We start from the raw sequence: 26,477 nt of genomic DNA, 5'->3' as shown, positions 1-26,477 counted from the left end.
CTGATTTATTTACTAGTGCAGAAAAAAGAGCAATTAAACATGCACAATTAATTCCATTAAATTCACCAGTATTTATGGGTTGTAAAATTCAACCTTTGTCATTAGATAAATGTGCAATTACTATTTATCATCGCAATCCTAAATATAAACCAATTACAGTTGTTGATAGTATTCTTAAAGCAAAAACTTTTGTTACTCAAATACATCCATTCCATTGATATCGTTGATATAGTGGTTGATACATTGGTTATGGAGTTAATCAAAATAAATGATTAAAAGCAATAGCATTTGCTCCACCAGTGGTGCAACAAGTAATTAGAGATAGTTTTAAAGTATATAGAGAAATATTTAGAACTATTAGAACTTATCATAAAGTAGTAAATGTTATTAATAATCCTATTGAAAATATTAACAAATCATTTAAAAATGTTGGTTTAAAATTTAGTGTTAATACTTTATTTGGTACTGGATTATTACATCATTTAGAAAAGTTTGCATATAGTCAAGTTGTAACAAAAAGTAAGAAAAAAATAAAAAAAGGTAAAAATAAAATACAAAAAGAAATTGAACATATAACACATAAAAAAACAAAAAAACATACTCATCATTATAAACAAGCATTTTTTAAGGAATGATAAATTATGATTAATAAACTTTGAACTGATGTCAGTCTTGAAAATTATAATAACTGATATCCATTAACTGGAAAAATTACAGAAACTCCACAACAATATATACAAACATGACCAAATATTAATGATTGATTTATAACTTTTGCTATTCGCGCGCAAAATGATATTAATGCTTATCTTGATTTTATTTTATCTAAATTTCCTTTTGATAGTTTTAAAGATGAATTAATTAAAGAAACATTAAGAGATATGGTTTATGTTATGGTTGAACATTGAGTATTTAATCGTACACCAATTGAATTTAATGTTGATGCTACTATTCAATTTAATAATGGTAATCAATTTAGTGCAAATAGTACTCCTACAATTAATGTTTGAGATTTAGCACCTAGTAGAATGAAAATATGAGCAAGATTAACAGAATTAAAACAAATATTTTCAAGTTATAATAATGATGAAATAGATGTTGAAAAAATTGACTTAAAAGCATTTTATACTAGAAATCAAGTTGATGAATTAATTAAAGAACAAAAAGAATTTACATTATTAAAACAAATTAAATTATATGATGATTTAGTTGATGATAATGAAAATGAAATATATAGAGGTCCTGTTAGTAAATTTGTTAATAAAGGTTATGTTGCAACTGGTTATGATAAAGAAACTGAAACAATGATTTTAGATTGACCAGATGAAATTGGAACATTACCACCAGAAGCATTACAAAATAATCCGCAAATTGGTGATTTTACTCATTCACCAACTTGTGATTTTTCTGCTAAACAACAAAAACGAATTACTACTAATGAAAATGAAATTACCAAATTAAATAGTGAATTAACTAAAACAAATGAAAACATTGATGATATCAAAAATAATTGATTTAATATTGAAACTAGTCCTTTATGAAAAAAAGTTGAAAATAATAATATAGAAATGTTGAAATGATATTTTATTAAAATCAGTTATCACTATTCAACAGAAAATAACTTTATGAAATTTTATAAAATAATTAAAATTTATTTAAATAATATTTTTCATGAATTTGAATTGTTAAATGTTGATTCCATGACTTATAAAGAACAAATACAAAATAAAAATATTTTAAATATTGGAACTATTTACTATGACAATAGAAATAAAAAATTTAGTGGTGGAGGTAATTCCTATCCTGAACGTGGAAAAATTAATTTAATTGGTGATATACAAGAAATATATCAATATCAAGGAATAGATACACCAACTGAATTTATAACAGAAGAAAGTACTGAACATGATTATTACACAAAACTAGAAACTAATAATTTATTAGATAAAAAGCAAAATATCAATGATGATGCTTTACAAACAGTTTCTAAACAAATCGTTCCTGCAATTAATGAAATCAATAATAAAATTCCTAATTTATCTGATTATTATAAAAAAGAAGAAGTAGATAAAAAATTAGAAGATGTAAAATCACAATTTCCTATTGCATTTCAAATAAATGCTATTAGTGCAGAAATTCCTAATTTAGAAACTACTGATAAAACTATTGCCGGTGCTATTAATGAATTAAAAGAAAAAATAAAAGATAAAAAATTTTCAAATGATTATTTTAAATATAAAACTGAAACAAATGAAATTGCATTAAATAATGAAGAAAATTCATTACTTTGTAAAGATTTATTAGAAAATAATGAATATAAATTATTAAAAACTCAAAATAAAAAATTATTACAAGCAATTAATGAAATATTAGAAAAACAACCACAACCCAGTCCAAGTGGTTCAAATTGAAAAGAAGTAGGTAAAGTCGTAGTAGATAAAAATAATATTACACATATAGAATATATATTTAAAGATAAAACACATTATAGAATATATTATAGTTTTGGTGATTATACTAGTAAAGAAAATAATAAAAATTATAGTTGACAAATAATTAATTTTTATTATCAATTAGATACAAATGTTTTAAAAAGTAGTTTATGAATATCAAATAATAATGTTAATGCGGATACTGAAATTAATATTTATAATAATAGAATAATGTGGGGTATGGGTAGAGATTATATTTTTAAAAAATTAGAAGAATTACAGGAATAATATTATGTTTTTTAAAATTATAAAAATTATTTTAGGTTTAATAGGAGTAATTTTATCATCAGCAACAGCAGGTTTAATTATATTTATTATTATAAAAATTGTATTAAAAATTAATCAAATATTTTAAAAAAAGGTGGTGAATATTATGTTAAGTCTATTTAAAAGAAAAGAAAAAAGTAATATTAGTGATAATCAAAATGAAAAAGTAAAATTTTTAACTAATAAAAATAAAAGTACTCATGCTTCAATTTTAAATTATTTTGGTTTTAATGATTTTAACCATGAAACTTATTTCACTGATTTTGTAGCAGAAAATAATGCTAATTTATATAATGCTCCATTAGATATTAATAATGAAACTATTAAACAATATTTAATTCAACAAGAATTTTACAGAAAAAATTGAAATTCAATTTTTAAATTAAGTAAATTAGGAATTAGTGCTTATTTAATTTATATTGCTAATGATGACTTATATTTTCAAGTAGTAGATATACAACAAAGAGTTTATGATATTACTGGTAAATTAATTGAATGTACTATTTTTTATGATAGTTATGAACAAAATGCACAAATGGTAAGATTATTTGAAGTTTATACATTAAATAATGAACAAATAACTATTAATCGTGCAATTTATAGTATTAGTGATAATAAAAAACAATTTCCATTAGATTTTAAATCATTCATTAATAACCCTAATTTAGCACAAGAACAAACACTAAATATTAACTATATACCAATAGCAATTATGAGAAATAAAGCAAATGAGCTAGCAGATTGTAATAAAGTAATGGATAAAATTAAAGCATTAGATGTTATTTATGAACAAATTGTTTTAGATACTATTTTAAACTCACCTAAATTTATATTTAGTCAAACTTATGGCAATGTTCAATCTTTAATAGAAGACGCAGTAAGAACATTAGTTACTAAAAATTACATATTTAAAAGCGGTGGAGATAATAATGAACAAAACGAAAATATCAATATGACAAATAGTAATTTTAAAGGTAAAAATTTAACTGATATATATGATTGAAATGTTAATGAAATATTTAAACGTTGTGGTATTCATATACCAAGTCAAAAGAAATCAGCACAACAATCAGTTCCCGAAAGTACAGCAGTAAATATTTCAACTATTAATTATATTGAACAAAAATTATGACAATTTAATATTGATATTCTTAAATTTATTCAAATATTAGTAAGTGTAGATAAAGATTTATTAAATAGTAAAACATTTAATATTAATGATGATCAAGAAATTAATAATTTAACAGTTAAATTAAAATTATTTAATCCCGAAAATAACCAATTAATAGGAGAGAACAATGGAAAACAACAACAAACCACAAACGAAATTTCCACAGAAACAAACTAAACTTAATCAAGCAGAAGTAGAAAATGATTATTTAATTGATAACATTCCTTATGACTTTACTAATATGATGCGTGCTACTAGTGACCCAGATATTAATAGAGCATATGATGAATTTAAAAAAAGAACGATATATATTTATGAAATTGAACGTTTATTTAAAAATAATGAAAATAATAGTTTAAAATTTTCAGCAAATACTATTAAAATAGGTTTTATTGATATTGATAAAGTATTAAAAACTACTGCTGTTGAAACATCTGATTTTACTATGCAATTAAATCAAAGAGCAAGTACTAATATTAATGATAATACAATTGAATATAGTATGACTGATATTAAAAATTTAATATTTCAAGAAATAAATTTATTAAATCAATTTAAGTTATATGCTGTATCTATTAATGAACCTTTAACTGAAAATAATATTGATAATTTATATATCATTAATAATTATTCACAACCTTATCAAAATCCAAAAACAAGAAGTACTAAAAGTATAACTATTATTAAAATTAAAGATTTTAAAACAAGAGATGGTTATCCAATTATTATTAAATTACAAAAACCATTAGATAAAGATACCAAAGTAACTGGTTTAAAAATTAAAGCACCTAGAAGCATGATTTTTGGCAATATAAAGGTACTTGGTGAAGTTGACAATATGGAAGTATACCCAAAGTTATTTGTTAAAGATAAGATAGCATTTCCGCTATTATCAATGCCTATTGAAACTCAACCAAAAGTTAGAATATTACAACAATGATTTAGTGAACAAATATTACCTTGAAACTTAGCAAAACAATTTATTGGAGAAGAAAAATCAGTTTTAGATTTAATTGCTATTGGTGGAGGGACTGAAACAAGAAAAGAAATTATTAATAATGCAAGAGTAACAAATGCTAAATTAGGTTATGATGTTTCTAAAAATTTAAAAGTATGACCATTATCAGATGAAATAGAATTAAAAGATAAAAAATTAGAGTCATGATTTTTAGTAGGTAACTATAATTTATTTATTTCTACAACAAATAAATTTTATGATGTAGAAATTGAAATAAATGATAAACCACCAATTGATAGTTTACAACAGTTATTATTAGATATGCTAAGTTACACATATAACTATAATAGAAATTTTGATGGCGCAGATTATGATGATAAAAATGAAATAGCAAAATTACGTAATAAATTCTTAGGTCAAAAACCTGATGAAGTTATTACTAATTTATTTAGAAAATGAGAACTTGATTATCCAAATTACATAAATTTGCAACAAGTTAAAATATTTAAACAAGTATTTATTATGTTATCAAAGTATATTTATTCAACATTATCAATAAATAAAGGTCTAAATGATGATAATAAAATTTTATTACCTTATTATTTTGAATTAAAATCAAATCCTATACATTCTAATAAGGATAATAGTTGAAAATATAAAGATGTAAAAGTAATACTAAAATCTGAATATTTTGATTTTACAGATATGAATAATATTAAATTAAAAAATAATGATATTAGTCAAAATGAATTATTTAAACTTGATGATAATCAATTTAATTGATTATCTATTACAAATGAATTAGAAAGCAATAATATTCCGTCATTAATTCCAGCAGATTGAACATTAGGAAATGGCGAATATGGAAAATACTTTACAAGAGTAATTATTAGTAACAATAAAATTGAGAATGCTTTAAATTTATATGGTTCAAATAAATCTCAATTATTTTCTAAATTAGAATTTTATGAAGAGATATTACAAATTGATAATAAAAATGAATTTGAATTGCAAATTAAAAATCCAATTAATAATTTAAATCGGATTGAAATTAGTGGAATATTTGGTGCTGGTAATTATTATTTAATTTTAATAACTGACAAACAAGAAATAAACTTAACTAATATTAATTTATTTGACAAATATAATGAAAATATTTCTTATATTAATTTAGAAATTTAAATGTTATTTATTAAAATAACCATATGGATAATTGCCATCTCATGGTATATCTATTCTTTCAATAGTATCTCCACCATTATAAAATTTTGTTTTTTTAGGATTATCAGCAAAGTATATTTTAAATTCACTTTTTATAGAAACTGAAATACCATGAATGTCAGACATTCATATTTTCTGAACACCCATTATAGGTTTTTTATATGAATTTAAATAATATTTAAGTCCACTAAGATTATGGGTAAGCACCCCCCCATGATTAATCCTATTGTTCCAGTTGTAGCACCAGTTAGTGCTAATGCTAATGTTATTTTACTTAAATTTGCTTTTATTCATGTTTTCATATTAAATTACTCCTTTTTTCCTTGATTTTACTTATAAATTGTACTATTTTTGATTATTTTTACAAGTACGTTTTTAAACGCAAAATAACGCCTAAATAAAAGGCGTTTATTTTGTGATACCTATACTATTAATGATATTGTAGTTGTTTATTATATGGCAAATGTGAAGATGCTTTTTTTCACAGTAGCATTATTTTTACCCCTAATTACATTTTTATATGGATACAATGCATAAAATAATCCATCATACGGGTCTTGATACATATTTTTATCAGGAATGTTAGTTTTGTTTTGGTCATAACGTAATTCTTCTAAACATTGAGTAGTCTTTGGTAAATCATCTTTATTTGCATAAAAGTTTCCATAACTCATAATGTTTCTCATTCAAACTACTCTATTAGTTAATCCTGCTTCTTGATTTAAATTTGAAGCATGTTTAATAGCAGTTTGTGTGATTAAAATAGTATTATGTTCATCTATTAATTTTTGATTTAATCAATCAATGGCAGTTCGTGCTTTATCATCATAAAAATAAATTGCTTGTTCAAAATTTTCAAAATTATCAATTAATCCTAAAATTTCATTAACATAAGCATTAATTTTTTCATTTTCATTTATAAAATCATTTGGAGTAACTACTAATTCACAAATAATATAAGCATCATAATAACCAGTATTATTATATTCTTTAAAACCCACTACTATAAATACAGTATGGTCTTTATGACCAGTTGCTCAATCCACACCAACTGAATAAAAATCAAATTTATACATATCTTTTTTTGAATTATAAAATTCTTTTAAATCATATCGTTGTCAGCACTTTACAGTTTTTTGAAATGGGAAAATTGTTACATCACTATCTAAAAATTCAAAACCATAAAAAACAGTATTAAATTCATCAGGATTACTTTTTTTCATTTCTAATAATGTTCTTTTTTGAATATCTGGTAATTTATTTCAAAATGGTTGAATAGTAAATCTTAAAACAAATAAACCTAAACCACTAAACATATCTTGATTTTCATAATAAATTTTGCCATTTTTTTTAAGATTTTCCATCACTTTATCATTTAATGGTAAAAATGGCGTACAGTATTTTAAATAAAATGGATGATATTTATCATAAGGATTACATGTAAAAGTAATAAAGAAACTTTTATAAAAATAGCGAGTAATTTTTTTTCCAAAATTAGGACTATATATATTTTTATCAATAAACGTTCAACTTCATTCTTTAATAGGTTCTTTTGATACTTTAATACGATTACTTCTAAACATAGAGTTTTGTAAACGTTCATATCGATATGTTAATTGCTTTTCTGTTAGTGTTTCTTTTTCTTCTGCCATAATAATTTCATCTGTTCTTGAACCTAAAAAACTTGAACCACCGGCTTCTTTTCCAAAAATCTTATTACCATTAGCATAACCAATAAAGTCAATTTGTTGATTATTAGGAAAAATAATACATCCACCATCCTTAGTTATTTTTCATTTAATACCATGTGGATTATTAGGTAATAAATTAATATTATATGTATCTAATAAAACTTGACAAACATTCATTAAAGCACCAATTGTAGTTTCACTATGAGTATTTTCATATCTTCTTACTTCTTGAACACTACTATCACTAAAATTACAACATATAAATAAATCAAATGCTAAACAATTTCAAGTTTTTCTTGTTCCACGTGCTGTTGGTACAAAACGATAAAAACAATTGGTAGTAAAATATTCTGCTCATTCATCACCAACAAATTCTTTAAAAATATCCCAACTAAAACCATAATTATTATCACTAAAATTAAGATTATATTTTTTATTTAATTGTACATAACTAGTGATAAAAGCCATATTTACTCCTTATTTTTAAAAAAAATTAAACTTAAATTATTAACAAATAAAATTTTGAAAGGAACATTAAAAATGTTTATATTACCATTTGTAAATCATTTTGATTGAGACAAACACAATTTTAATCAAGATGAATTAAATTTACAACAAACAGAAGAATTATTTAAAAAAATAGATGATTATTTATGAAATGCATGTGATAAATCTGTATATAAGTCATATAGATTTAGAAAAAGAAAATTAAAAACAAAAAAAGGTTTATTAACTTATAAACGACGTATTTGTACATATTATAACCCAAAAACACAAAAAATGGAATTTCTTTCATTGTTAGATAATTATCTTGGTGTTAAAAAATATAGTAAACTTGCACCTAATGTTATTAAACAAATTTTGAAATATTTTGCAGATGGTAAAAAGTATCATGATGTTTGTGATACTTTTATTGAAGGTTTAATAAGTAATAGTACAGTTTGTAGAACATATAAAAAGTTTCAATTACCAAAAGCCAATATCCTCAAAATACCATTACAACCATATCAAAATTTATATGTAAATATTGATGATGGACATAGAAAATTTAAGTTTAATGAAAAACATAATACTAAAAATTGTAAAAAATGTTCAATGAGATTATTAGTATTTTGTACTGGTAAAAAGAAGAATGGAAAATTAATTAATAAAAGAGCTGTATGTAAAATTAGAGTATCAAAAACAGAAATTGGTGCTGAAAAAACTGCCAAATTAATTGAAAAATATGGTAATTTATTTTTTGAAAATTTTGACCAAGCAAATTTAATAGTTTGTGGAGATAGTGCAAAATGAATTAGAAAAACTGCTACAATTTTAAATGCTAAATTTATTTTAGATAAATTCCATGCTTTTCATGTTTTATTTCTTGGCATAATGGCTGGAAGAAGAAAAAATAAAATTGCTAAATTACACTATCAAAATGCAATAAATTTATTTTCCAAAGGTCAATATTATGAATTAATTGATTTTTTACAATCATTGACTTTACAATATAAAAAATTAAAAGTTGGTTATTTTGTTAATGCAAAAGATGGCGTATTAAATCAAGCATTAGTTGAAAATATTGGTTGCTTTACTGAAACTAATATTAAACAAATTTTAAAGCATATGATTGGTGATAGAACTTATAACATTGATATGTATACCAAAATGGTTAATTTTAAATGTTATCAAATAAATACAGCAATACAATTATTATAAATTAACCATTTCAATTTAAAGATAACTAAAAATAAAATAAAACTTATTAAAGTAAAATTTAATAAGAATTTTTGAGTTATAAAAGTAAGTATTATTGTTGACTAATATTTTACAAGTGTTAAGATTAACATACAATTGCATATTGAAGTCTAAATTATTCTCGTCTAATCTTATAATTTAAAGACAAATTTGAATATTATTGACAACATCGGTACGCTCCCATTTTTTCAAATGCTTGTTTTTCTAACTTTTCAAATTTTTCTTGTAATTTATATATACTTTCTCTTATTTTTTCAAAATATGGTGTATCTTTTCAAAATTTATTTAAACCTTTTTTTAAATAAAATCTAATATCAAAATATTTAAAAGTTTGATTTGCTTTTAAAACAAGTTGATGAATAATATTATTTTTAAAATTAAATTTAATAGCATTAGCACGAATTTTTTGTAAATCTAAAATTAAAGTTTTTCCATATCTATTTTCTGTATGTATTGTATGAACTAAATTTAATCAATCATGTTGATTCATTTTTAATACTTCTTTTAAATCAGTATTAAATTTTTTTAAAAAGTTATTTGCTTTTTCAATATCTTTAATTTTAAATTTAGGAGTTAATTGTGGACTTAGTTTTATTAATGTATTTTGTAATAATAAGTGTTCCATTAATTTTTCTGTTTCTAGTTTTTGAAAATTATTTTTATATTGTCTTTCAGCAACATAACCTAAATCTCGTAATACTGTTTCACGATTAGGAGTAAAACTATAATTCATTAAATAACGTTTATTACCAATAATTTTATCTGTTAAAATTTCTTTTCCACTTACTTGACTAATAATTTCTTGTAAATTTTTTGCTTCTTTAATTCCCACTTGTTCTAATGTTTTAGTTTTTTGTGCTAGTTTAATAAATTTACTTGTACGATAACCACGACTAATTTTATTAAGTCCAGCAAATGCTGGTAATATATTAAAAAAAGTATTTAATGGTGTTACATTTCCTTTTAAATAATCATAAACTTGATTAATAGTAAAATCAGTTAAAAATTCTACACCAACAGCACTAATACTAGCAATTAAATCACTTGCACCTAATCCAAGGGCTACACTTTCACTTAATCCATCAGTAAAAGGAGCAAGTGCTACTGCTATAACTTGTACACCAATCATTTCTAAAATTTCTCATCAAAAACTTTTGTTTTCTTGTTGGTTACTTGTTCTAGTATGTTTTGGTTTATTTATGTTTAAAAGTATTGCTGTACTAGTTGTACCGATTGGCATAATATTAATTTCCTTTATTTAAGAGTTATTTTAATTGGATTTGTTGTTCCTTTATAATTTAAGTCATTAACATTAGCAGTAATGGTTATATATAAGTCACCTGCTTTTTGTTTTTGATTACTTACATTAGTTTTTCCTTGTGCATCACTAAAATATTTAATAGTTGGATTTGTTAAATTAGGATTTAATGATTTAAGTTCATTAGTACTTTTTATTTGTGTATTTAATTCACTATTATTGTTATTAACATTTGCAGTAATATCAGTTGTTAAACTTGTAATTTTAGTTTTTAAATCATTTTTATCATTATTAACAATTGCACATAACATTCAGCGTGAAGTTGTTTCTTCATCTGTTATATAGGGTATTGATTCACCAGTTACTTCTCCACCAACTAAATATCTTCTTCCAACTTTACCATCAGCAATATCTTGAACATATACAACTGTATTTTGTAACATATATCTTTTCATTGCTCTTGGTGTTGCTAAAACAAAAGACATAATTTTAGTTTCATTATTATCAGTAAATGTCATATAATCATCCATTACAATTTGACATAGTACACCTTTGATGTATAAATTATTTCCATTTAATCTTAATTGTTGAGCAATTTGATTATCAGTAATTAGACCTTTATTATTGGCTAAATAAACAATAGTATCATAAAGATTATTAGTAATAAAAAAACGACAATTATTACTATTTCTTAGTTGAAATAAAGTATTTCAAGCATCTAACATTGATTTTAAATATCCTAATGGTGTTTTATCAGTAATGTCTATTTTAGTTGCATATTTTGCAATTACATTTGTATCATTATTTGCTAAATAATCTGCTAAGTCATTAGCAACTTCATATTGCATTGTATTTAATAAATTTTGTCCATTTTCAGCATTTAAATCAACATTAGCAATTATTTCACCCGCAACCGCTTCTTCTTTAATTTCTTTTAAAATTTTAACAGTTTCAGCATAACTAACATCTAATCCTTTGCTTTTATCATTTCATTTTAATACTTTAATTTCTGAATTTTTTGGTTTTTTAACTATAAATTCAATTTTTGTTGAATTAACCATTTCGATAGGAAAAAAACTTGATCATGGTGAATTTGATTGTTTATAAAATTCTATAAACTCTGGTGCTTCTACTAATTTTTCGGTATTATCTAAATTTTTATTGAATTGTATTGCCATTTTTTGATTTCCTTTCTGTTATAAATTATTATTTTTTTTATAATCCAATAATGTACTTTTTATTGAATTTTGTTGATTTGTTATTATTGTTTGTTGTTTACCACCTGTATTAATTATTTCTTTAAATACTGGTTGTTCTTTAATAATTTTTTTAATAGTTTCTTCAATTTTTGAATTTTCTAAATTATTAGTTTTAAATTTTAAAAAATCATAAAATTCAGTTTTAACTTGATATTTTTTAAATATATTAATTATTTCTTTTTCTTTAATTTCTTGATTAAGTTTATTTAACTTATTTTCTGCTTCATTAACTTTATTTTCTATTTCTTGTTGAGCATTATTTTCAGTTAAAGGTTCAGTTGTTTGTTGAACATTATCTTCATTTTCTAACATTTAACATTCTCCTAATCTTATCCCAATAATCAATCTTTAACTAATTGTGGCATTTCACTTATTAATTTTTTATAATCATTAACTGCATTTTCTAATGTATCAATATCAGAAAATTTAAAACAATTATCAATATGTAAATCAAAATCTCTATCAATACTAATATCTTGTTTTCTATATTTTTCATTAAATTCAATTTTTGTCATATTATTTTTCTCCTTTATTAATCTTTTCATTTAATTTTGCTAATTTTTTTTGATGTTTTATAATTTTGTTATTTGCTCTAACATGTTTTGGAGTTGTGATAAATCTTTTTAATAAAACAATAATTTCTCTGCAAATTAATGTTCCAACACTTGTTCCAATAATTATTAATTCATGTAAAAATTCTTTCATTTCAATATTTTCCTTTCAATTATTTATTTTTTAATTATTCATCAAATTGACCACCATTAATTCTTTCAATCATCGATTTTGAATTACTTATAATGCTTACTAATAAGGCAATTTCTTTATTTAATTGTTCCATTCTCTCTTTATATGTCTGAATTTCATTATTATAATATTCAAGTAATTTTTCTTTATTCATAAATTATTCACCTCCTTTATAAACTCATGTGATTATAATCTCAATTTAGTGAAGCATTATCATGATTTAATGGTACTTCGCTCATATTATCACTACCATATTGACTAGTTGTTTCACTATTAATAGTAAATCTATTATCATTTACTAATCTTGATGTTTCATCATTAAATGGTGTTTCTTGCATTTTTTCAATATGATTTGTAGTTTCCATAGGTAGTAAATTATGGATAATTTCATTTGCACCAGCAACTATTGTAGGTATAGCATAAGCATTATTAAAATCATTATTTATACCCATTGCAACACCACTTGATATTAAACATCCACCAGTAGCCATATTACAAATCTTTCTTATTGTTTCAAATTTATTAGGTATTAACTCAGTTAATCCACTAATAAGATTTGATATACCATAAGCATTTAAACTAATATATGTATCTCAATCCATTAATGACTGATTTTCTTGTTTATTTAATAGTAATCATGGAGGACCCTCAGTTGTAGTTGTAGTAATTATTGGCATTGGTGTTGGTGGAATAATTGGAGTAATATTATTCTTTGTTCATTTACTATAATTTGCTAATCCAATTGTTCCTAAACCTAATAATATTTTTTTAGAACTATTAATTAATTTAGTTTTAGTATTTGGTCTTTGATTTAAATTTCAAATATCTAAACCTAATTTTTTACCAAATAATAAACTATTAATTGAACCTAATACTGGATTTACAATCACTTGACCATAATAAGCACTTGTACCAATCATTGCACAAATTGGACTTATACCAGTTCTAATTAATTTAGTTAAAGTATAATTTGATTGTGTATTTTCTATACTTGGCATTTTATTCTCCTTTAATTTTCTAATTTTTTAATTGTTACTTTAATTCAACCTTGATAAACATCATTATCACCAACTATTAATGCAACATTACTTTCTGGTTCAGAAACAATTATGTGTTTTGATTTAACATTTGGATATTGTCTTAAAATAATTGCTCTAATATCATTACTTGTATGAATTGCTTTTGGAAATGGTGATAATATTTCAATTTCATCTTTATTTTCAAACAAAGTAGGTAATATTATCATTAATTATTTCTCCTTATTTTTAATTTGATTAGCAATTTCATTTAATATTTTTAATACTTTATATTCATTTTTTAATTCTTTAATAATAAATATTAAAAATATTATTAGTGTTATGCTTGTTATTAATATTGGTACTATTAATAAAATTTTTCATAATATCATTTTTTTACTCTTTTCATTTTTTAAATCATTTAACATTAATTGAACAAAATGCACGATTTTTAGGAATGTTTAAAGTATTAAAGATTTGACCAGTTACTATAATTTCATCATTTTTGTTTAATAAAATACAGCGTCTATAAAATTTTGGGTTGTTAAAAATTAAAGTAACATAGTTTAATCCATTTCACTGACCTCGAACACTATAATATAATTCTTTATTACCTTTTTCATAATATTTTGCTTCAATAGTGTTACTTAGTTTTACTGTTAATTTGACATAATTTACTTTCTCTTTCATCTTTATAATTTCCTTAAATAATTATCAAAAATTAATATTTTTTTATGATTTTTTAAATAATATTGAATATGCTTATAAGCATCTTGTTCATGTTTTGTTAATTTTATATTTCCTTTATATTCTGTTATTTTATTTTTATTTTTTGGGTGATTTTCGAAATAATCTCAGTTGAAAACATCTTGTACTAATACCATTAATGCACCAATAATTTTAGGAGTTGCTAATGGATTAGTTAATAATTGTTTTGAACTTAAAAAGAAATTTTCTACAATAACTAATATTTTTTTATTAATAAATTTTTCTTTAATTAATTGAAATTTTTCTTTATACATATTTTTAGTTCATAAAACAGTTAATGTATTAAACGTTTCATTAAAAATAATATTATTAGTTTCATTTGAATAAATAACAATTCCATTGTTGCCAATTCCAGCGGGGTCAATTCCAATAATTAAGTCATATTGCATAATTAATCAAATTCACCATTTTTAATTTTTTCTTGTAATTTCATTATTAATTTAAGTTTTCAATTACTAATATTAATTTTAATTTCACTACTAATATCATCTTTAAGTAATTCCATAAATTCATTTTCAAGATAATTAATTATTTTTTCTTTATTCATATTTATACCTCCTACTTAACCTAATATTTAAAATACAGTCATAACAAATTGCTTTATTATTTTTATCTCTTAAAAATATTTTCTTGTTTTTTATATCCTTAGTATTAAAGAATAAATAATCTAATTTATTTTGTTTACATGTTCAACAAAAATACTTTTTCATTATGAGTTGATTTTTCTTTATAGGAAGTAACTATATAATTAATTGGTAAATCATCATGTTTATATGGATTATTTATTTTAAAATCTTTTCTGTTCTCTTCTCACGTAATGTTATATTTAAAACAAGGATTAGTAATTTTAGTTTTGTTATCTGTTATTTCACCAATAAATCAACTATTATGCTGTTCATAAAATGTTAATGGTTCAAGTTTGATATCATTAAGATAATATTCTTTTGGAGTAATTGGTTGATTAACAGTTATTTTTTGGTCTTTAATATAGGGTTCTAATAATTTTATTAATTCATTACCACTTAATTCTCTTTTAATATTTTCTAAATTAAAAACTCAATATGTATATTTATCATCAGCAATAAAACTATTATTTTTAACCATTCATTTTGGACATTGTAATTTATATTCACCATAATCAATAAGAATAGATTGTGGTTTATCTTTTACAATTTGTTCTTTTTTAAATTCTATTTGCATAATAATCCTTTCCTAATATGTTCTGTTGCTTCTAGCATAAAGAACATATATTTTGATTTTTTAATTATTAATAATCACACTATTCGTTTTTTTCATTCCATGAAAACTGGGCTCAAAAATAAATTATGAAATTTTAAAAATAAATCGAGGCATTCGATTCAATATTTATTTAATTTATGTTTAATAAATTAATATTTTAATTGAACCGGCACCGCTCAATTTTTTTTACAAGTTTGAAATTTATTTTCTCGCCCAAAAAAATTTTTCAAAAAAAATAAAAAATAAAACCAACACTTGCTCACTGGGGAGTGGCAAGGTTGGTTAAATAAAGAATAGAATTAATACAATAGGTCCCTACAACAGGTCTATATATACTAGTTTCCAATTCGCTCCCACCCCAAGAATTACCATTAATGGTTAGTATATTTTATTAGGTATCACTCCACTTTTTATTTATTCATGCAAGTCCACATGCTAGCTACTATTTTTAACAACTGTGTTGTAGTTCACTTTTTTAGTTCCCTAACACGTGTTGATAATAGCGTTAAAGAGGTTTATTAAAAATTTTAAAATTTTACAATTACAAAAAAAAGACAAGATTTTTATTCTCATCTTTTGTCATTTATTTTTAATTTAAGGATTTAAAAAAGAAAGGAGCTATTTTTAAAACTTTTTAGTTATCGACATCTTCGACACGCTCCCAAGATTTTAATTAGTGAAATAAATAATAAAAAAATATTTAATATTTTATGAATAATATTGTAAAACAAGTTGCAAATAGTAACTAGTCTTGGTAATATTGAAAAGTCTTTAAATTTTTTTAATTATATTTGGAGCCGTGGCCAAGTGGTTTAAGGCATAAGTCTGCAAAACTTTGATCGTCGGTTCGAATCCGATCGGCTCCTCCAAAATATTAATAATATTTGCAAATATACTTGTAAATATTACTTTTAATAAGTTATAATTGATTAGGTTTAATGATTTAATGAGTTACTATAAATTTTAGTAATTAAATGCGCCTGTAGATCAATTGGATAGATCGTTTGACTACGGATCAAAAGGTTGTGGGTTCAAGTCCTGCCAGGCGCACCATCGGGATGTGGCTCAGCTTGGTAGAGCGCTCGGTTTGGGACCGAGAGGTCGCAGGTTCGAATCCTGTCTTCCCGACCATTATTAAAAACAAGGGCCCTTAGCTCATTTGGTAGAGCGCCTGCCTTGCACGCAGGAGGTGGTCGGTTCGATCCCGATAGGGTCCACCATTTATATATCGGTTTAAACATTTAAACTAAAACTGGCGAGGTAGCTCAGTTGATTAGAGCGTTCGGTTCATACCCGAGAGGCCATGGGTTTGAGTCCCATCCCCGCTACCATAGTCTAGGACCCTTAGCTTAGTTGGTTAAAGCTCCCGGCTCATAACCGGGCGAGCATTGGTTCGAATCCGATAGGGTCCACCATACTTAAATACTCGGAGGCTTACCCAAGTCCGGTTGAAGGGAACAGTCTTGAAAACTGTCAGTGCGCAAGTGCTCGAGGGTTCGAATCCCTCAGCCTCCTCCATTATTATTAAATTTTATACATCGCGGAGTGGGGAAGTGGTATCCCGTCGGGCTCATAATCCGAAGATCATTGGTTCAAATCCAGTCTCCGCAACCACGGTCTTGTGGTAAAGTGGTTAATACGCCTCCCTGTCACGGAGGAGATCGCGGGTTCGATCCCCGTCAAGACCGCCATTTAGAAAATAAAACATAAGCAGTATTAATTTAGAGAGTAAGTAAAAGGTCTTACTCTTTTTTTATTGTTGTAATTAATAATTATTTTATTCATTATGGAAGAAAGTTTTTGATTGATTAAGTAAATTAAAAATATTAAAATACACGTATAATTTAAATAATCAATATAATTTTATTTAAATTTAACTATTACTTTATAATAGTTTTTAATTTTTAAAAGGGAGCAAAAATATGCCAAACAATTTATTAAACTTTAATAACTCATCTTCAAGTATCATAAGTAGCAATAATGTTGAGACATTGATACCAGTGAATAATGCATTAACATTAGAAAATGGTATCAATGAACCAATTTTAAAAAATATATTATCATTAAATTTTTTATACAATATTGAAATGGGTTCTAAAGAACAACTGCAGTTACTAACGGCAGAACAAATACAAGAATTTACCCAAAAACATATTAAAATGTTTAATAAAAAACAAATTCAAGCATTTACAGCCAAACAAATACCACATTTCACAAAAGCACAAATTCAAGCATTTACTTTACAACAAGTTTCATGATTTACTAAAAAACAACTTGCAACCTTTACACCAGCACAAGTTTTAAAGTTTAAGAATAAAAAAATCAAAAAAATAATTCAAAGAGAACAATTTCAAACATTTACATTAAAACCGATAAAAGTAACTTCATTAAGTTTAAATAGAAAAAAACGTTCGACTCGTTCGAACTTAGAAATGTATACTAGTCACCAAATTCAATTATTAACAAAAAAACAAATTTCAGAATTTACACCAGAACAAATTCAAGCATTTACACCAGAACAAATTCAAGCACTAACACTAAAACAAATTCGAGCACTAACACTAAAACAAATTCAATCATTTACAGAAGAACAAATTCAAGCATTTAGTCCAAAACAAATTTGGAATGGCAACCCTTTTTAGGACTATTTTTTGGTAGACATTTGTTTTTGATAACTAATTGGAGTTAGGTAGTTTAGAGTACTGTGAATTCTTATGTTGTTATATCAATTGATGTAATCAAATAATTCTAATTTTAATTGGATTAATGATGTAAAATTTTTATCATTAATAAATTCAATTTTGAAAGTTTTAAAAGTTGCTTCAGCAACAGCATTGTCATAAGGACATCCTTTTTTGCTTAAAGATCGAGTTATGTTGAAAGCTAATAAAAGTTTATCAATAGTTTTATTATTGAATTCATTACCGCGATCAGTATGAAATATTTCAATATCTTTTAAACAGTGATTTGATTGCATAAATGCTTGATATACTAATGATGCATCTTTTTTAACTCCAACACTATGTCCAATAATTTCGCGGTTAAATAGGTCGATTAATAGGCAAATATAGTTTCATTTACCATTAACTTGAACATAAGTTAAATCACTAACAATAACTTCATTTTTAATTCTATTATTAAAGTTTCTATTAACAAGATTGGTTATTTGACTATCATTGACTTTATTATGATAATTTTTGAATGATAATTTAGTGTATTTTGATATTAAATTATGCTTATTCATAATTTCTTTAATTTTTCTGCGTGATAAATAAATTTCTTGGTTTGCTAGTATGACTTTTAATCTTCTAGTACCATAAACTTCTTTATTTTCTTTAAAAGCACTAATAACAGCTTGTTCATAAATATTATTTTGAATTTTATTTTTTTTCTTTAAATTAAAATAATATGTTGATTTAGAGAGTTTTAAAAAATGACACATTGTGCGAATTTTATATTTAGATTTATTATTTGCAATAATCTCTACTTTCTGCCTATTATTAGTGCTGCTTGCTTTAAAATATCAATTTCCATTCGTAACTGTTTTAATTCTTTATTTGCTTGAATTAATTGTTTTTCTAAATCTGAAAGATTATCTTTAGTTTTAAAACTACTTGAATTAGTAAATTGCTTAATTCAATTGTAAGTAGCTGCTCTTGTAACATTGTATTCTTTAACAAGGCAAGATACTGATTTGCCACTTTGATATAAAGCTACTATTTGTTTTTTAAATTCATCTGAATATGAGTTAATAGTGACCATAATTATAATTCCTTTCTTTTAACTAATTTGTTCACTTGTCTATGTAATTAGTGTCCAATAAAGTGTAACCCATCCAAATTTTATGATTTGCACCATGACAGATTAGATTATTTACATCTGATCAAATTTCATGATTTAGATCAAGTCAGATTGTAGAATTTACTAAAAACCAAATTCAAGCATTTAGCCCAAAACAAATTTCATGATTTAGACCAAGTCAGATTACAGATTTTACTAAAAAACAATTTTTATGATTTACACCAAGTCAGATTACAGATTTTACTAAACTACAAATTCAATCATTATCATTAGAACAAATACAAATATTCAGTCGTGCATATATTGATTCTTTTACATCTGACCAAATTTCATGATTTACACCAAGTCAGATTACACAATTTACAACTGAACAAATTCGAGATTTTACAGAAAAACAAATTCAATCATTTACACCAGAACAAATTCAATCATTCACTCCTGACCAAATTTCATGATTTAATCAAGAACAAATTTTAAATTTTACAGAAAAACAAATTCATTTTTTGACAGCAGAACAACGAAAAATTTTTGAGGGAAAAATAAATAAGTATTTTAATAGCACAACAGTTGCTTCAACAACAGTAAAACAAGTTGAAGAATTTAATTCAAAACCAATGCAATTATTATCAAAATCAGAAATTCAATCATTATCATTAGAACAAATTTTGTTATTAACTCCAATACAAAAAGCAGAACTGTCAGAAGAACAAATTTCATGATTTAATCAAGAACAATTGGCAACATTTAAATTAGAGTCAGAGCAAGTTGAAAACAATAAATTAGTTTCAATGTCTTTTTGAATTTTACCTATTTTACCTCTTTGTTTAGTTGGAGGCTTAATAGGTTTTATTTTTAAAAAAATTAGAACTAATTTTAAATCAAATAATAACTTAGAAAGAAATAATGCAAATAAATCACAAGAATTAATAAATATAAATAATGAAGAAGAAATATTAATTATGGATAATATTGAATTACAATCTGTATGTGATGAAAATATAGAAAGTCTAAATAATGAAGTTGATAAGTGAAAACAAATAAATTCAATAGATTTATCAGATTCTCATTAACACTTAGCAAGTGTAAGTATTTCTGGACACTCCATATAATCAAAAAAATATTTAAACAATACTATATTATTAAAATAAACAATAACTATTGAAAATTATTGTTTATTTTTCATATTACTTGTAGTTAAAATAGATATTATTAATTATGTTTGTATTTATTTTAAAATAATAATTTAATTATTTTATAGATTTAAAATTTGGATATAAGTTAACTATATAGTTTTTAAATAAAATGCATTATAATTATTTTATAGGATGGGTGAAAGATATGGATAAATCATTAGATAAACAATTTTTAATTACAAGTAATCTTATTGGTCAAAAAAAGTTAAAGAAATTAAAGGAAACTCCTTTACCTTCATTATTAGATTTAAATTTAACAAGAGTTTATTTTACTAGTCTTGGTGATGGTTTTTCGCGAATATTTATTTTAATTATTCAAATTTTTTGAATTGGTTTGATTTTTTTTAATTGCATTGGTTTTGGTCAATTGGTTGCTAATCTTCCTGGTATACCATCAGCACCAGTTTTTCAAAGTGCAATATTAAAAGTAGTAGCAATGTTAGGTACTGTTTTATTTGCTTTTATAATTTTAATTATGATTTTACCCGTTTTTTTATCTAAAACTATTAGAGGTATTGGTTTAAGTTGTTTATTTTTTTTAATATTTGGTTCTATTGTTAATTTAATAATTATTGGTATTAGTTTTTTTATGTTTTCTTATAGTGACAGTCCTTATCGAATGACAGTATTGATTTTCGCGGTTATAGCACTCTTATTATGATGAATTGCTATTTTGCATTGATGATTAAATACTATTGAAAATAAAAAATATTTAATTAAAAGTATTATTAAAATGTATGAATTAAGTTTTAGATAATGGAAATTTAGGTGAATAATATATGGCTAAAAAGAAAGATAATGATGATTGAAGAAAACTAAATAATATTACTAAATACGTTACTGGTAAAGTAGAACCAGTAAAAGTAAAAAAAACTTTTCTGACAATAACTATTTCTTTAATTATGATAATTGGTTTAGCAATTAGTACTTTTTTTATTGCTCTTGCTATGCAGAGTGCTTTTAATATTGGTTATTTTAAACAAAATATTCCAGAAGAATCAATTGTTGTTGATATGAATGATGTTCCAATTGATAGTAGTAATAAAAATTTACGTTTGCCATTTTTTGAAGAAGAATCAAAAAAACAAGTTTTTGATTTATTAATAAAAGAATCTTGATGAGATAGTTTTTTTCCAACTAATATTACTAATTATGATTTCACTTTTTATAAACCTAATAGTAATGATGAATTAGATAAGAGTTTAATTAAAACTGATGGTGTTACTAAATTTGATTTAAAATTAAAGTTACAATCTTCATTTATTGAATTTAAAATACCAGTAATTGCATTAATTAAAAATACTGCTAAATTTTATGAAAAATTTATGATGTTTAATCAATTTGAAGGAAAATTTAGTAAACATATTTCAGGAAAATTTCCAAATGGTAGTGATTATTTGCAAGAACAATGAACACATGGTTATTTACCAACTAATTTTTATTATGCGGATAAAATTGATAATACTGTTGTTTATAAAACAATCGAAGATGAAATTAATAAATTTATTAATGATTATAAAGAAGAATTTGCTAGTGATACTCATCTTTATCCAATAATATCAACAATTCCTTTAGCAGATATTGATTTTAATGATGTAGCTACTATTGAACCATATTTCGAATTAGTTCATCATCCCGAATTAAATTATGTTGGTAATGCTGTGAATAGTTCCAAAGAATATGTTAATCTTTATTCATATTCTTCAAATTTTCCATTAAAACCTTTTTATATAACATATGTTTCTAATCCAAATGTTGTTTATGATTTCATTGATTTAAAACCAACAAGTATTGAAGAGGTTATTGATTATCTTAAAGTTAATCCTATTGATTTTGTTCCTTTTAGTATGGTACAAGAAGCAGTAGATAGTGATGAATCATTAATAAAATATAGTCCTCCACATGTATTATTGACTAGTGATAATAGTGGTAATCATTTTAAATATAAGGAATTGAGTTATTATTTTGGTTTTTCAAATTCAATAAATAATAGTATTGAAAATATTAATGTTAATGATTATGTTAATATTGGTGATCTAGAAACTTTTTTAGAAAATAAATATTGACAAGAAATGTATCAATTTGCAAAAAATAATTCTACTTTTTTCTTATTAGATTATCCTGATTCGACGGTTAATCCAAATATTAATTGAAATCTTGTTATTAAATCACTTGCTACTTTTAAAGGATATTTTGTTAAAGCTTTAAAGGTGCAAATTAATGAGTTAAGTGCTTTTAGTTTTTTAGATATTGATGGTAATAATTTATCATTAAAGGCAACTGATATTATTAAGACTAATGATATTAAAAAAATTAGATTTCATATTGGAAAAGATTTGATAAGCAGTGACTATGTTCCCAAGCCCCATAGTTTTAATTTTACTTTTAAAGTAAAGTGAATTTAAATACTTAAAAATAAGTGTTGATTTTATGAAAATGGGTTAAATTTTGATAACTATAATTTAATATTCATACTACTTATATAAAATAGTTTTAATTATATAGATTATTAATTGTAAAATTAATATAAATTTGTTATTATTCTTATGTATAAAAAATATAAATAATATAGTAGTTTTTAACCCATTGTTTGTTGAGATAAAAGCAAATGGGTTTTTATTTTGAAAGGAAAATTATAAATGATATTGCAAAAATATAAAAAATTAAAATTAGCAACCTTATTTTTATTTATTTTAACTATTTTAATTATGGTAATTAGTTTAATGTTAATTGGTTTTTCAAGTTTTGATAAAAGTTTTTTTGAAAATCTTAAATTATATAAAGAAAAAAGACTTATTATAGAAATAACACTAGAAATAACAAATGGATTTAGTTTATTAAATTATATGAGTGTAAATTATATTTTAAATCATTCTGCAGAAAATATATGTTCATCAGTAATTCATAATTATGATGGTTATTATGATTGAGTTCAGTTACAAATTGGAGTTATTTTTTGTATAATTTTAACTCCAATTTTTGGATTTTTTACTATTGCATTAACTTTTTTAATTATTGGTTTAAAAGTAAAAATAAAAAATAATAATTTTTGAGATGCAATCCAAAAATGTGAAATAATTAACAGTTATTATGTTCATTAGGTATTTTGTTTTTAAAATATATTAAGTATTATCTTTAGTGAATCAACAAAATATTTTATTTTATATATTGATTTATAATTTCTTATTTATTTAAAAAATATTTTTAATAATTATTTAATTTTGGATGGTCAAAGTTAAATAATTATTTTTTTGTTTTTTAATTTTGTCATATTATATCTTAAAAAAATAAATTTAAATTTGATAATATGTTTATTTAATAATTTTGTAAAATTAAACGCTTATAATTTTGATTTATATCAGATACTATTATTAAGTTTTAATACCTAAAATAAGTTATAATATAAATAAAAAATAAGGGGTGTTAGATATATGGAAGAAAAAAAAGATGACTTAAAAAATACTCCATTGTCAAATGTTGATAATAGTATTATCAAATCAAATAATGATAATCAATCATTTAAAGATATTGAAGAACAACGTTTTACTACTTATAATCCGTTATTAAGTGATAGTATTAAATTTAAAAGAATGTATTGAAGTTCAAAAATGGAAAATATTGCTCGTATTTTGTTACTTACAGTTTCATGTTTTCATTTAATTTTTTCTTATTTTTTAGCTAACAATTTGGTTAATCAAATTTTGAGTAATAAAGGTAGTAACATGAACCCAACTTATATAATTTATATATTTTTAATTATAACTCTGGGATTTAATTTTATATTTTATTTACCAGTAGCGATTGGTCGCACTGCTAGTGCTATGTTTGGATGATCAATTGTTTATATTATTTTAGCAATTGCTTATTTTATAGTTTTAGAAGTATTTTGTACAATTTTGTTAGTGGTTAATGGATTAGTAAATGAAACTGTTTCTGCAGAAGTTCCAATATTTATGATTATTGTTTTATTAATAACTGTTTTATGATTAATTGCTGCTTGTTTATTAATTGTTAAAAGTGATGATGTAAGAAGAGAATTAAGTGTCGAATAAATAATAAGTAAAGGAGAATATAATGAATACAGATAGTTTACTTTCTAAGCGAATTGAACAATTAATTAAAGTAATTAGCGCTGATGTTTATGAAAAAGAAACTGTTTTTAAACTTGCTATTTTGGCGTTATTATCAGGAGAATCAATATTTTTATTAGGATTACCAGGAATTGCTAAATCATTAATTTCACGACGAATTAAATATGCGCTTCATGATGGGCGAAATTTTGAATATTTAATGAATCGTTTTTCTACTCCAGAAGAAATTTTTGGACCAATCTCAATCAAAGATTTATTAAAAGGTAACTATGTAAGAATTATTGATCAATATTTACCTGCTGTTGATATTGCTTTTTTGGATGAAATTTGAAAAGCAGGCCCTTCAATTCAAAATACTTTACTAACTATTATTAATGAAAAAATCTTTCGTAATGGTGGTGTTGATATCAAAGTACCATTAAAACTATTAATTTCAGCTTCCAATGAGTTACCAGAAAGCGGTAAAGGTTTAGAAGCTTTATTTGATCGTTTTATTATTAGAATGATAGTTTATGGTTTAACTAATGAAGAAAATTTTAATGATATGCTAGAAAGTATTACTAGTTTAGAAGTAAAAGTTCCGCTTGAATTACAAATTAAAAAATCTGAATATGAAAAGTGATTAAAAGAATTGGAAACTACTGTTACTTTAAGCAAAGAAACATTAAGTTTTATTTCTCGTTTTCGTAAAATTTTAACAGAAGCAACTAATGGTAAAGCTTACATTTCTGATCGAAGATGAAAAAAAATTGCAAAATTAATAAAAGCTTCAGCTTATTATAATGGCAGAACAACTACTGATAAGCCTGATTTATTGATTATTCCTTACTGTATTTGAGATAATGAAGTTCAAGAAAAAGAATATACAAAACTTTTCAATGAAGCATATTGTGAAGATTTAACTTACACATTAAAACAAAATCAGATTGAACTGGAAAGTGAGTTGGAAACATTAAGTAATAATGCCGAAAACATTAAAGATAGTCAAAATCAACCATCTATTTACTCCAATCCATTTTCTGAAGAAATTAAAGGTATATATTATCGTTTATTATGACATAGTGATGAATTTCCAATTTGTTTTATTAGTAGAAAGGATTTTCAGTTATTATTACGACGTAATAAAAAAAGTCATAATATTCAATTATTTTATGGTAAAAGTTTAAGTAAAATGGAAGGTAATCAGAAGTTTGAACTACAATTAAAGAATTCTAGTGAATTAATAAATATTACAAATAATTCTATAATTCAAGTTGAATTAACTAATACTGATAGTAAATCACAATTTGGAAATATTAATAGTCAAATTAAAGATTTAAAGCAACAAATTAATGAATTAAAAGTACATTTTGAACAAGAATATCATCGTTTAAGTAAAACCAATTCTATATTTTTTGATGAACAATTTAAATCACTATTAGAAATGGCATTTTTTGATAAAATTTCACAAATACCTGAGGCAGAAACCGAAAAGACTCTTTCATCAGAATCACTAACTGAAGATTCACCAATAACTATCCCAAATGTTAATGACACTAATAATAATTCTGATGTTAATTAAAATAGGT

Annotated in this window: 30 protein-coding genes and 9 tRNA genes; 22 read left to right on the top strand and 17 right to left on the bottom strand. The window is 23.3% G+C overall.

Going from position 1 to position 26,477, the window contains the following annotated elements; translation table 4 throughout:
• The 5 genes from AAHM95_RS05825 to AAHM95_RS05805 all read left to right on the top strand — a co-directional run.
• The coding region (locus AAHM95_RS05825; RefSeq protein ID WP_342274365.1) for a hypothetical protein at positions 1 to 638 on the top strand (638 nt) is incomplete at its 5' end.
• 3 nt (positions 639 to 641) lie between these two features.
• Positions 642 to 2,720 carry a hypothetical protein gene (locus AAHM95_RS05820; RefSeq protein ID WP_342273948.1) on the top strand — a complete coding sequence of 693 codons (2,079 nt, stop codon included), beginning with the start codon at positions 642 to 644 and terminating at the stop codon, positions 2,718 to 2,720.
• Between the two features lie 4 nt (positions 2,721 to 2,724).
• Positions 2,725 to 2,847, top strand: coding sequence for a hypothetical protein (locus tag AAHM95_RS05815; protein ID WP_338977759.1), 123 nt, complete (start codon positions 2,725 to 2,727; stop codon positions 2,845 to 2,847).
• 18 nt (positions 2,848 to 2,865) lie between these two features.
• Complete coding sequence (locus tag AAHM95_RS05810) at positions 2,866 to 4,107, top strand: hypothetical protein (protein ID WP_338975553.1); 1,242 nt, start codon at positions 2,866 to 2,868, stop codon at positions 4,105 to 4,107.
• Positions 4,058 to 6,070 carry a hypothetical protein gene (locus tag AAHM95_RS05805; protein WP_342273791.1) on the top strand — a complete coding sequence of 671 codons (2,013 nt, stop codon included), beginning with the start codon at positions 4,058 to 4,060 and terminating at the stop codon, positions 6,068 to 6,070. Before AAHM95_RS05810 ends, AAHM95_RS05805 begins: the two co-directional genes overlap by 50 nt.
• Before the next feature lie 3 nt (positions 6,071 to 6,073).
• Here AAHM95_RS05805 and AAHM95_RS05800 read toward each other — a convergent pair whose 3' ends face one another.
• The 3 genes from AAHM95_RS05800 to AAHM95_RS05790 all read right to left on the bottom strand — a co-directional run bounded on the left by AAHM95_RS05800 (position 6,074) and on the right by AAHM95_RS05790 (position 8,268).
• Positions 6,074 to 6,316, bottom strand: a complete 243-nt coding sequence (locus tag AAHM95_RS05800) for a hypothetical protein (RefSeq protein ID WP_281749131.1) — start codon at positions 6,314 to 6,316, stop codon at positions 6,074 to 6,076.
• Positions 6,277 to 6,411 (bottom strand): hypothetical protein, encoded by a 135-nt coding sequence (locus tag AAHM95_RS05795; RefSeq protein ID WP_342273790.1) that lies wholly within the window; start codon positions 6,409 to 6,411, stop codon positions 6,277 to 6,279. Before AAHM95_RS05795 ends, AAHM95_RS05800 begins: the two co-directional genes overlap by 40 nt.
• A gap of 150 nt (positions 6,412 to 6,561) precedes the next feature.
• Positions 6,562 to 8,268, bottom strand: coding sequence for a hypothetical protein (locus AAHM95_RS05790; RefSeq protein WP_342273789.1), 1,707 nt, complete (start codon positions 8,266 to 8,268; stop codon positions 6,562 to 6,564).
• Positions 8,269 to 8,340: 72 nt separating this feature from the next.
• Between AAHM95_RS05790 and AAHM95_RS05785 the strand changes: the two genes are divergently transcribed.
• Entirely contained in the window at positions 8,341 to 9,501 is a 1,161-nt protein-coding gene (locus AAHM95_RS05785) for an Mbov_0401 family ICE element transposase-like protein (RefSeq protein ID WP_338975594.1), read from the top strand.
• 196 nt (positions 9,502 to 9,697) lie between these two features.
• On the opposite strand, the gene AAHM95_RS05780 is transcribed toward AAHM95_RS05785, so the two are convergent.
• The 13 genes from AAHM95_RS05780 to AAHM95_RS05720 all read right to left on the bottom strand — a co-directional run bounded on the left by AAHM95_RS05780 (position 9,698) and on the right by AAHM95_RS05720 (position 15,785).
• Positions 9,698 to 10,780: a hypothetical protein gene (locus AAHM95_RS05780; protein WP_342273788.1), complete on the bottom strand. Its 1,083-nt coding sequence runs from the start codon at positions 10,778 to 10,780 to the stop codon at positions 9,698 to 9,700.
• A gap of 14 nt (positions 10,781 to 10,794) precedes the next feature.
• Positions 10,795 to 11,976, bottom strand: coding sequence for a hypothetical protein (locus AAHM95_RS05775; RefSeq protein WP_342273787.1), 1,182 nt, complete (start codon positions 11,974 to 11,976; stop codon positions 10,795 to 10,797).
• A gap of 18 nt (positions 11,977 to 11,994) precedes the next feature.
• On the bottom strand, positions 11,995 to 12,369 hold the full coding sequence (locus AAHM95_RS05770) for a hypothetical protein (RefSeq protein WP_338961095.1): 375 nt from the start codon (positions 12,367 to 12,369) through the stop codon (positions 11,995 to 11,997).
• A 17-nt stretch (positions 12,370 to 12,386) separates the two neighbouring features.
• Positions 12,387 to 12,572, bottom strand: coding sequence for a hypothetical protein (locus AAHM95_RS05765; RefSeq protein ID WP_281748210.1), 186 nt, complete (start codon positions 12,570 to 12,572; stop codon positions 12,387 to 12,389).
• 1 nt (position 12,573) lies between these two features.
• Positions 12,574 to 12,762 (bottom strand): hypothetical protein, encoded by a 189-nt coding sequence (locus AAHM95_RS05760; RefSeq protein ID WP_174481134.1) that lies wholly within the window; start codon positions 12,760 to 12,762, stop codon positions 12,574 to 12,576.
• Between the two features lie 34 nt (positions 12,763 to 12,796).
• Positions 12,797 to 12,955, bottom strand: coding sequence for a hypothetical protein (locus AAHM95_RS05755; RefSeq protein WP_281747961.1), 159 nt, complete (start codon positions 12,953 to 12,955; stop codon positions 12,797 to 12,799).
• 16 nt (positions 12,956 to 12,971) lie between these two features.
• Positions 12,972 to 13,799, bottom strand: a complete 828-nt coding sequence (locus tag AAHM95_RS05750; protein WP_342273786.1) for a hypothetical protein — start codon at positions 13,797 to 13,799, stop codon at positions 12,972 to 12,974.
• Positions 13,800 to 13,810: 11 nt separating this feature from the next.
• Positions 13,811 to 14,047, bottom strand: coding sequence for a hypothetical protein (locus AAHM95_RS05745; protein ID WP_339041654.1), 237 nt, complete (start codon positions 14,045 to 14,047; stop codon positions 13,811 to 13,813).
• Positions 14,048 to 14,050: 3 nt separating this feature from the next.
• Complete coding sequence (locus AAHM95_RS05740) at positions 14,051 to 14,209, bottom strand: hypothetical protein (protein WP_342273785.1); 159 nt, start codon at positions 14,207 to 14,209, stop codon at positions 14,051 to 14,053.
• 4 nt (positions 14,210 to 14,213) lie between these two features.
• Positions 14,214 to 14,507: a hypothetical protein gene (locus AAHM95_RS05735; RefSeq protein ID WP_342273784.1), complete on the bottom strand. Its 294-nt coding sequence runs from the start codon at positions 14,505 to 14,507 to the stop codon at positions 14,214 to 14,216.
• A gap of 2 nt (positions 14,508 to 14,509) precedes the next feature.
• Positions 14,510 to 14,974: a hypothetical protein gene (locus AAHM95_RS05730; RefSeq protein ID WP_342273783.1), complete on the bottom strand. Its 465-nt coding sequence runs from the start codon at positions 14,972 to 14,974 to the stop codon at positions 14,510 to 14,512.
• A gap of 2 nt (positions 14,975 to 14,976) precedes the next feature.
• Positions 14,977 to 15,132, bottom strand: coding sequence for a hypothetical protein (locus AAHM95_RS05725; protein ID WP_342273782.1), 156 nt, complete (start codon positions 15,130 to 15,132; stop codon positions 14,977 to 14,979).
• Positions 15,133 to 15,266: 134 nt separating this feature from the next.
• A complete protein-coding gene (locus tag AAHM95_RS05720) occupies positions 15,267 to 15,785 on the bottom strand; it encodes a hypothetical protein (protein ID WP_342273781.1) in 519 nt (172 codons plus the stop codon).
• 832 nt (positions 15,786 to 16,617) lie between these two features.
• On the opposite strand from AAHM95_RS05720, the gene AAHM95_RS05715 reads away from it, so the two are divergent.
• The 10 genes from AAHM95_RS05715 to AAHM95_RS05670 all read left to right on the top strand — a co-directional run bounded on the left by AAHM95_RS05715 (position 16,618) and on the right by AAHM95_RS05670 (position 18,466).
• Positions 16,618 to 16,693 (top strand) — tRNA-Cys (locus tag AAHM95_RS05715).
• 107 nt (positions 16,694 to 16,800) lie between these two features.
• Positions 16,801 to 16,877: transfer RNA gene (locus AAHM95_RS05710), tRNA-Arg, on the top strand.
• Between the two features lies 1 nt (position 16,878).
• Positions 16,879 to 16,955: transfer RNA gene (locus AAHM95_RS05705), tRNA-Pro, on the top strand.
• 13 nt (positions 16,956 to 16,968) lie between these two features.
• Positions 16,969 to 17,044, top strand: a tRNA-Ala gene (locus AAHM95_RS05700).
• Between the two features lie 34 nt (positions 17,045 to 17,078).
• A tRNA-Met gene (locus tag AAHM95_RS05695) sits at positions 17,079 to 17,155 on the top strand.
• A gap of 7 nt (positions 17,156 to 17,162) precedes the next feature.
• Positions 17,163 to 17,239, top strand: a tRNA-Ile gene (locus AAHM95_RS05690).
• A 13-nt stretch (positions 17,240 to 17,252) separates the two neighbouring features.
• Positions 17,253 to 17,342, top strand: a tRNA-Ser gene (locus tag AAHM95_RS05685).
• Positions 17,343 to 17,363: 21 nt separating this feature from the next.
• A tRNA-Met gene (locus tag AAHM95_RS05680) sits at positions 17,364 to 17,438 on the top strand.
• Position 17,439: 1 nt separating this feature from the next.
• Positions 17,440 to 17,515, top strand: a tRNA-Asp gene (locus AAHM95_RS05675).
• A 231-nt stretch (positions 17,516 to 17,746) separates the two neighbouring features.
• A complete protein-coding gene (locus tag AAHM95_RS05670) occupies positions 17,747 to 18,466 on the top strand; it encodes a hypothetical protein (protein ID WP_342274364.1) in 720 nt (239 codons plus the stop codon).
• A 2-nt stretch (positions 18,467 to 18,468) separates the two neighbouring features.
• Here AAHM95_RS05670 and AAHM95_RS05665 read toward each other — a convergent pair.
• Positions 18,469 to 19,586 (bottom strand): IS3 family transposase gene (locus AAHM95_RS05665; RefSeq protein ID WP_342274002.1). Its coding sequence is split into 2 segments (ribosomal slippage): positions 18,469 to 19,316 and positions 19,316 to 19,586, totalling 1,119 coding nucleotides; the frame shifts between segments, so codons are not numbered across the junction.
• Between the two features lie 542 nt (positions 19,587 to 20,128).
• On the opposite strand from AAHM95_RS05665, the gene AAHM95_RS05660 reads away from it, so the two are divergent.
• The 6 genes from AAHM95_RS05660 (at position 20,129) to AAHM95_RS05635 (ending at position 26,470) form a co-directional block, all read left to right on the top strand.
• Positions 20,129 to 20,695, top strand: coding sequence for a hypothetical protein (locus AAHM95_RS05660; protein WP_342274363.1), 567 nt, complete (start codon positions 20,129 to 20,131; stop codon positions 20,693 to 20,695).
• Between the two features lie 268 nt (positions 20,696 to 20,963).
• On the top strand, positions 20,964 to 21,575 hold the full coding sequence (locus AAHM95_RS05655; protein WP_342274362.1) for a hypothetical protein: 612 nt from the start codon (positions 20,964 to 20,966) through the stop codon (positions 21,573 to 21,575).
• Positions 21,576 to 21,597: 22 nt separating this feature from the next.
• Positions 21,598 to 23,223 carry a hypothetical protein gene (locus tag AAHM95_RS05650; protein ID WP_342274361.1) on the top strand — a complete coding sequence of 542 codons (1,626 nt, stop codon included), beginning with the start codon at positions 21,598 to 21,600 and terminating at the stop codon, positions 23,221 to 23,223.
• A 234-nt stretch (positions 23,224 to 23,457) separates the two neighbouring features.
• Positions 23,458 to 23,919 (top strand): hypothetical protein, encoded by a 462-nt coding sequence (locus AAHM95_RS05645; protein WP_342274360.1) that lies wholly within the window; start codon positions 23,458 to 23,460, stop codon positions 23,917 to 23,919.
• A gap of 330 nt (positions 23,920 to 24,249) precedes the next feature.
• Complete coding sequence (locus tag AAHM95_RS05640) at positions 24,250 to 24,870, top strand: hypothetical protein (protein WP_281749118.1); 621 nt, start codon at positions 24,250 to 24,252, stop codon at positions 24,868 to 24,870.
• Positions 24,871 to 24,892: 22 nt separating this feature from the next.
• The gene (locus tag AAHM95_RS05635; RefSeq protein ID WP_342274359.1) at positions 24,893 to 26,470 is read left to right on the top strand and encodes an AAA family ATPase; all 1,578 of its coding nucleotides are present in this window, start codon (positions 24,893 to 24,895) and stop codon (positions 26,468 to 26,470) included.
• The last annotated feature ends 7 nt before the right edge of the window (positions 26,471 to 26,477 follow it).

This window comes from Spiroplasma endosymbiont of Phycita roborella, assembly GCF_964031195.1.
GTDB classification, from domain to species: domain Bacteria; phylum Bacillota_I; class Bacilli_A; order Mycoplasmatales; family VBWQ01; genus Spiroplasma_E; species Spiroplasma_E ixodetis_A.
The sequence above is the reverse complement of the archived record's forward strand: the minus strand, read 5'-3'. Positions and strand labels throughout refer to the sequence as shown.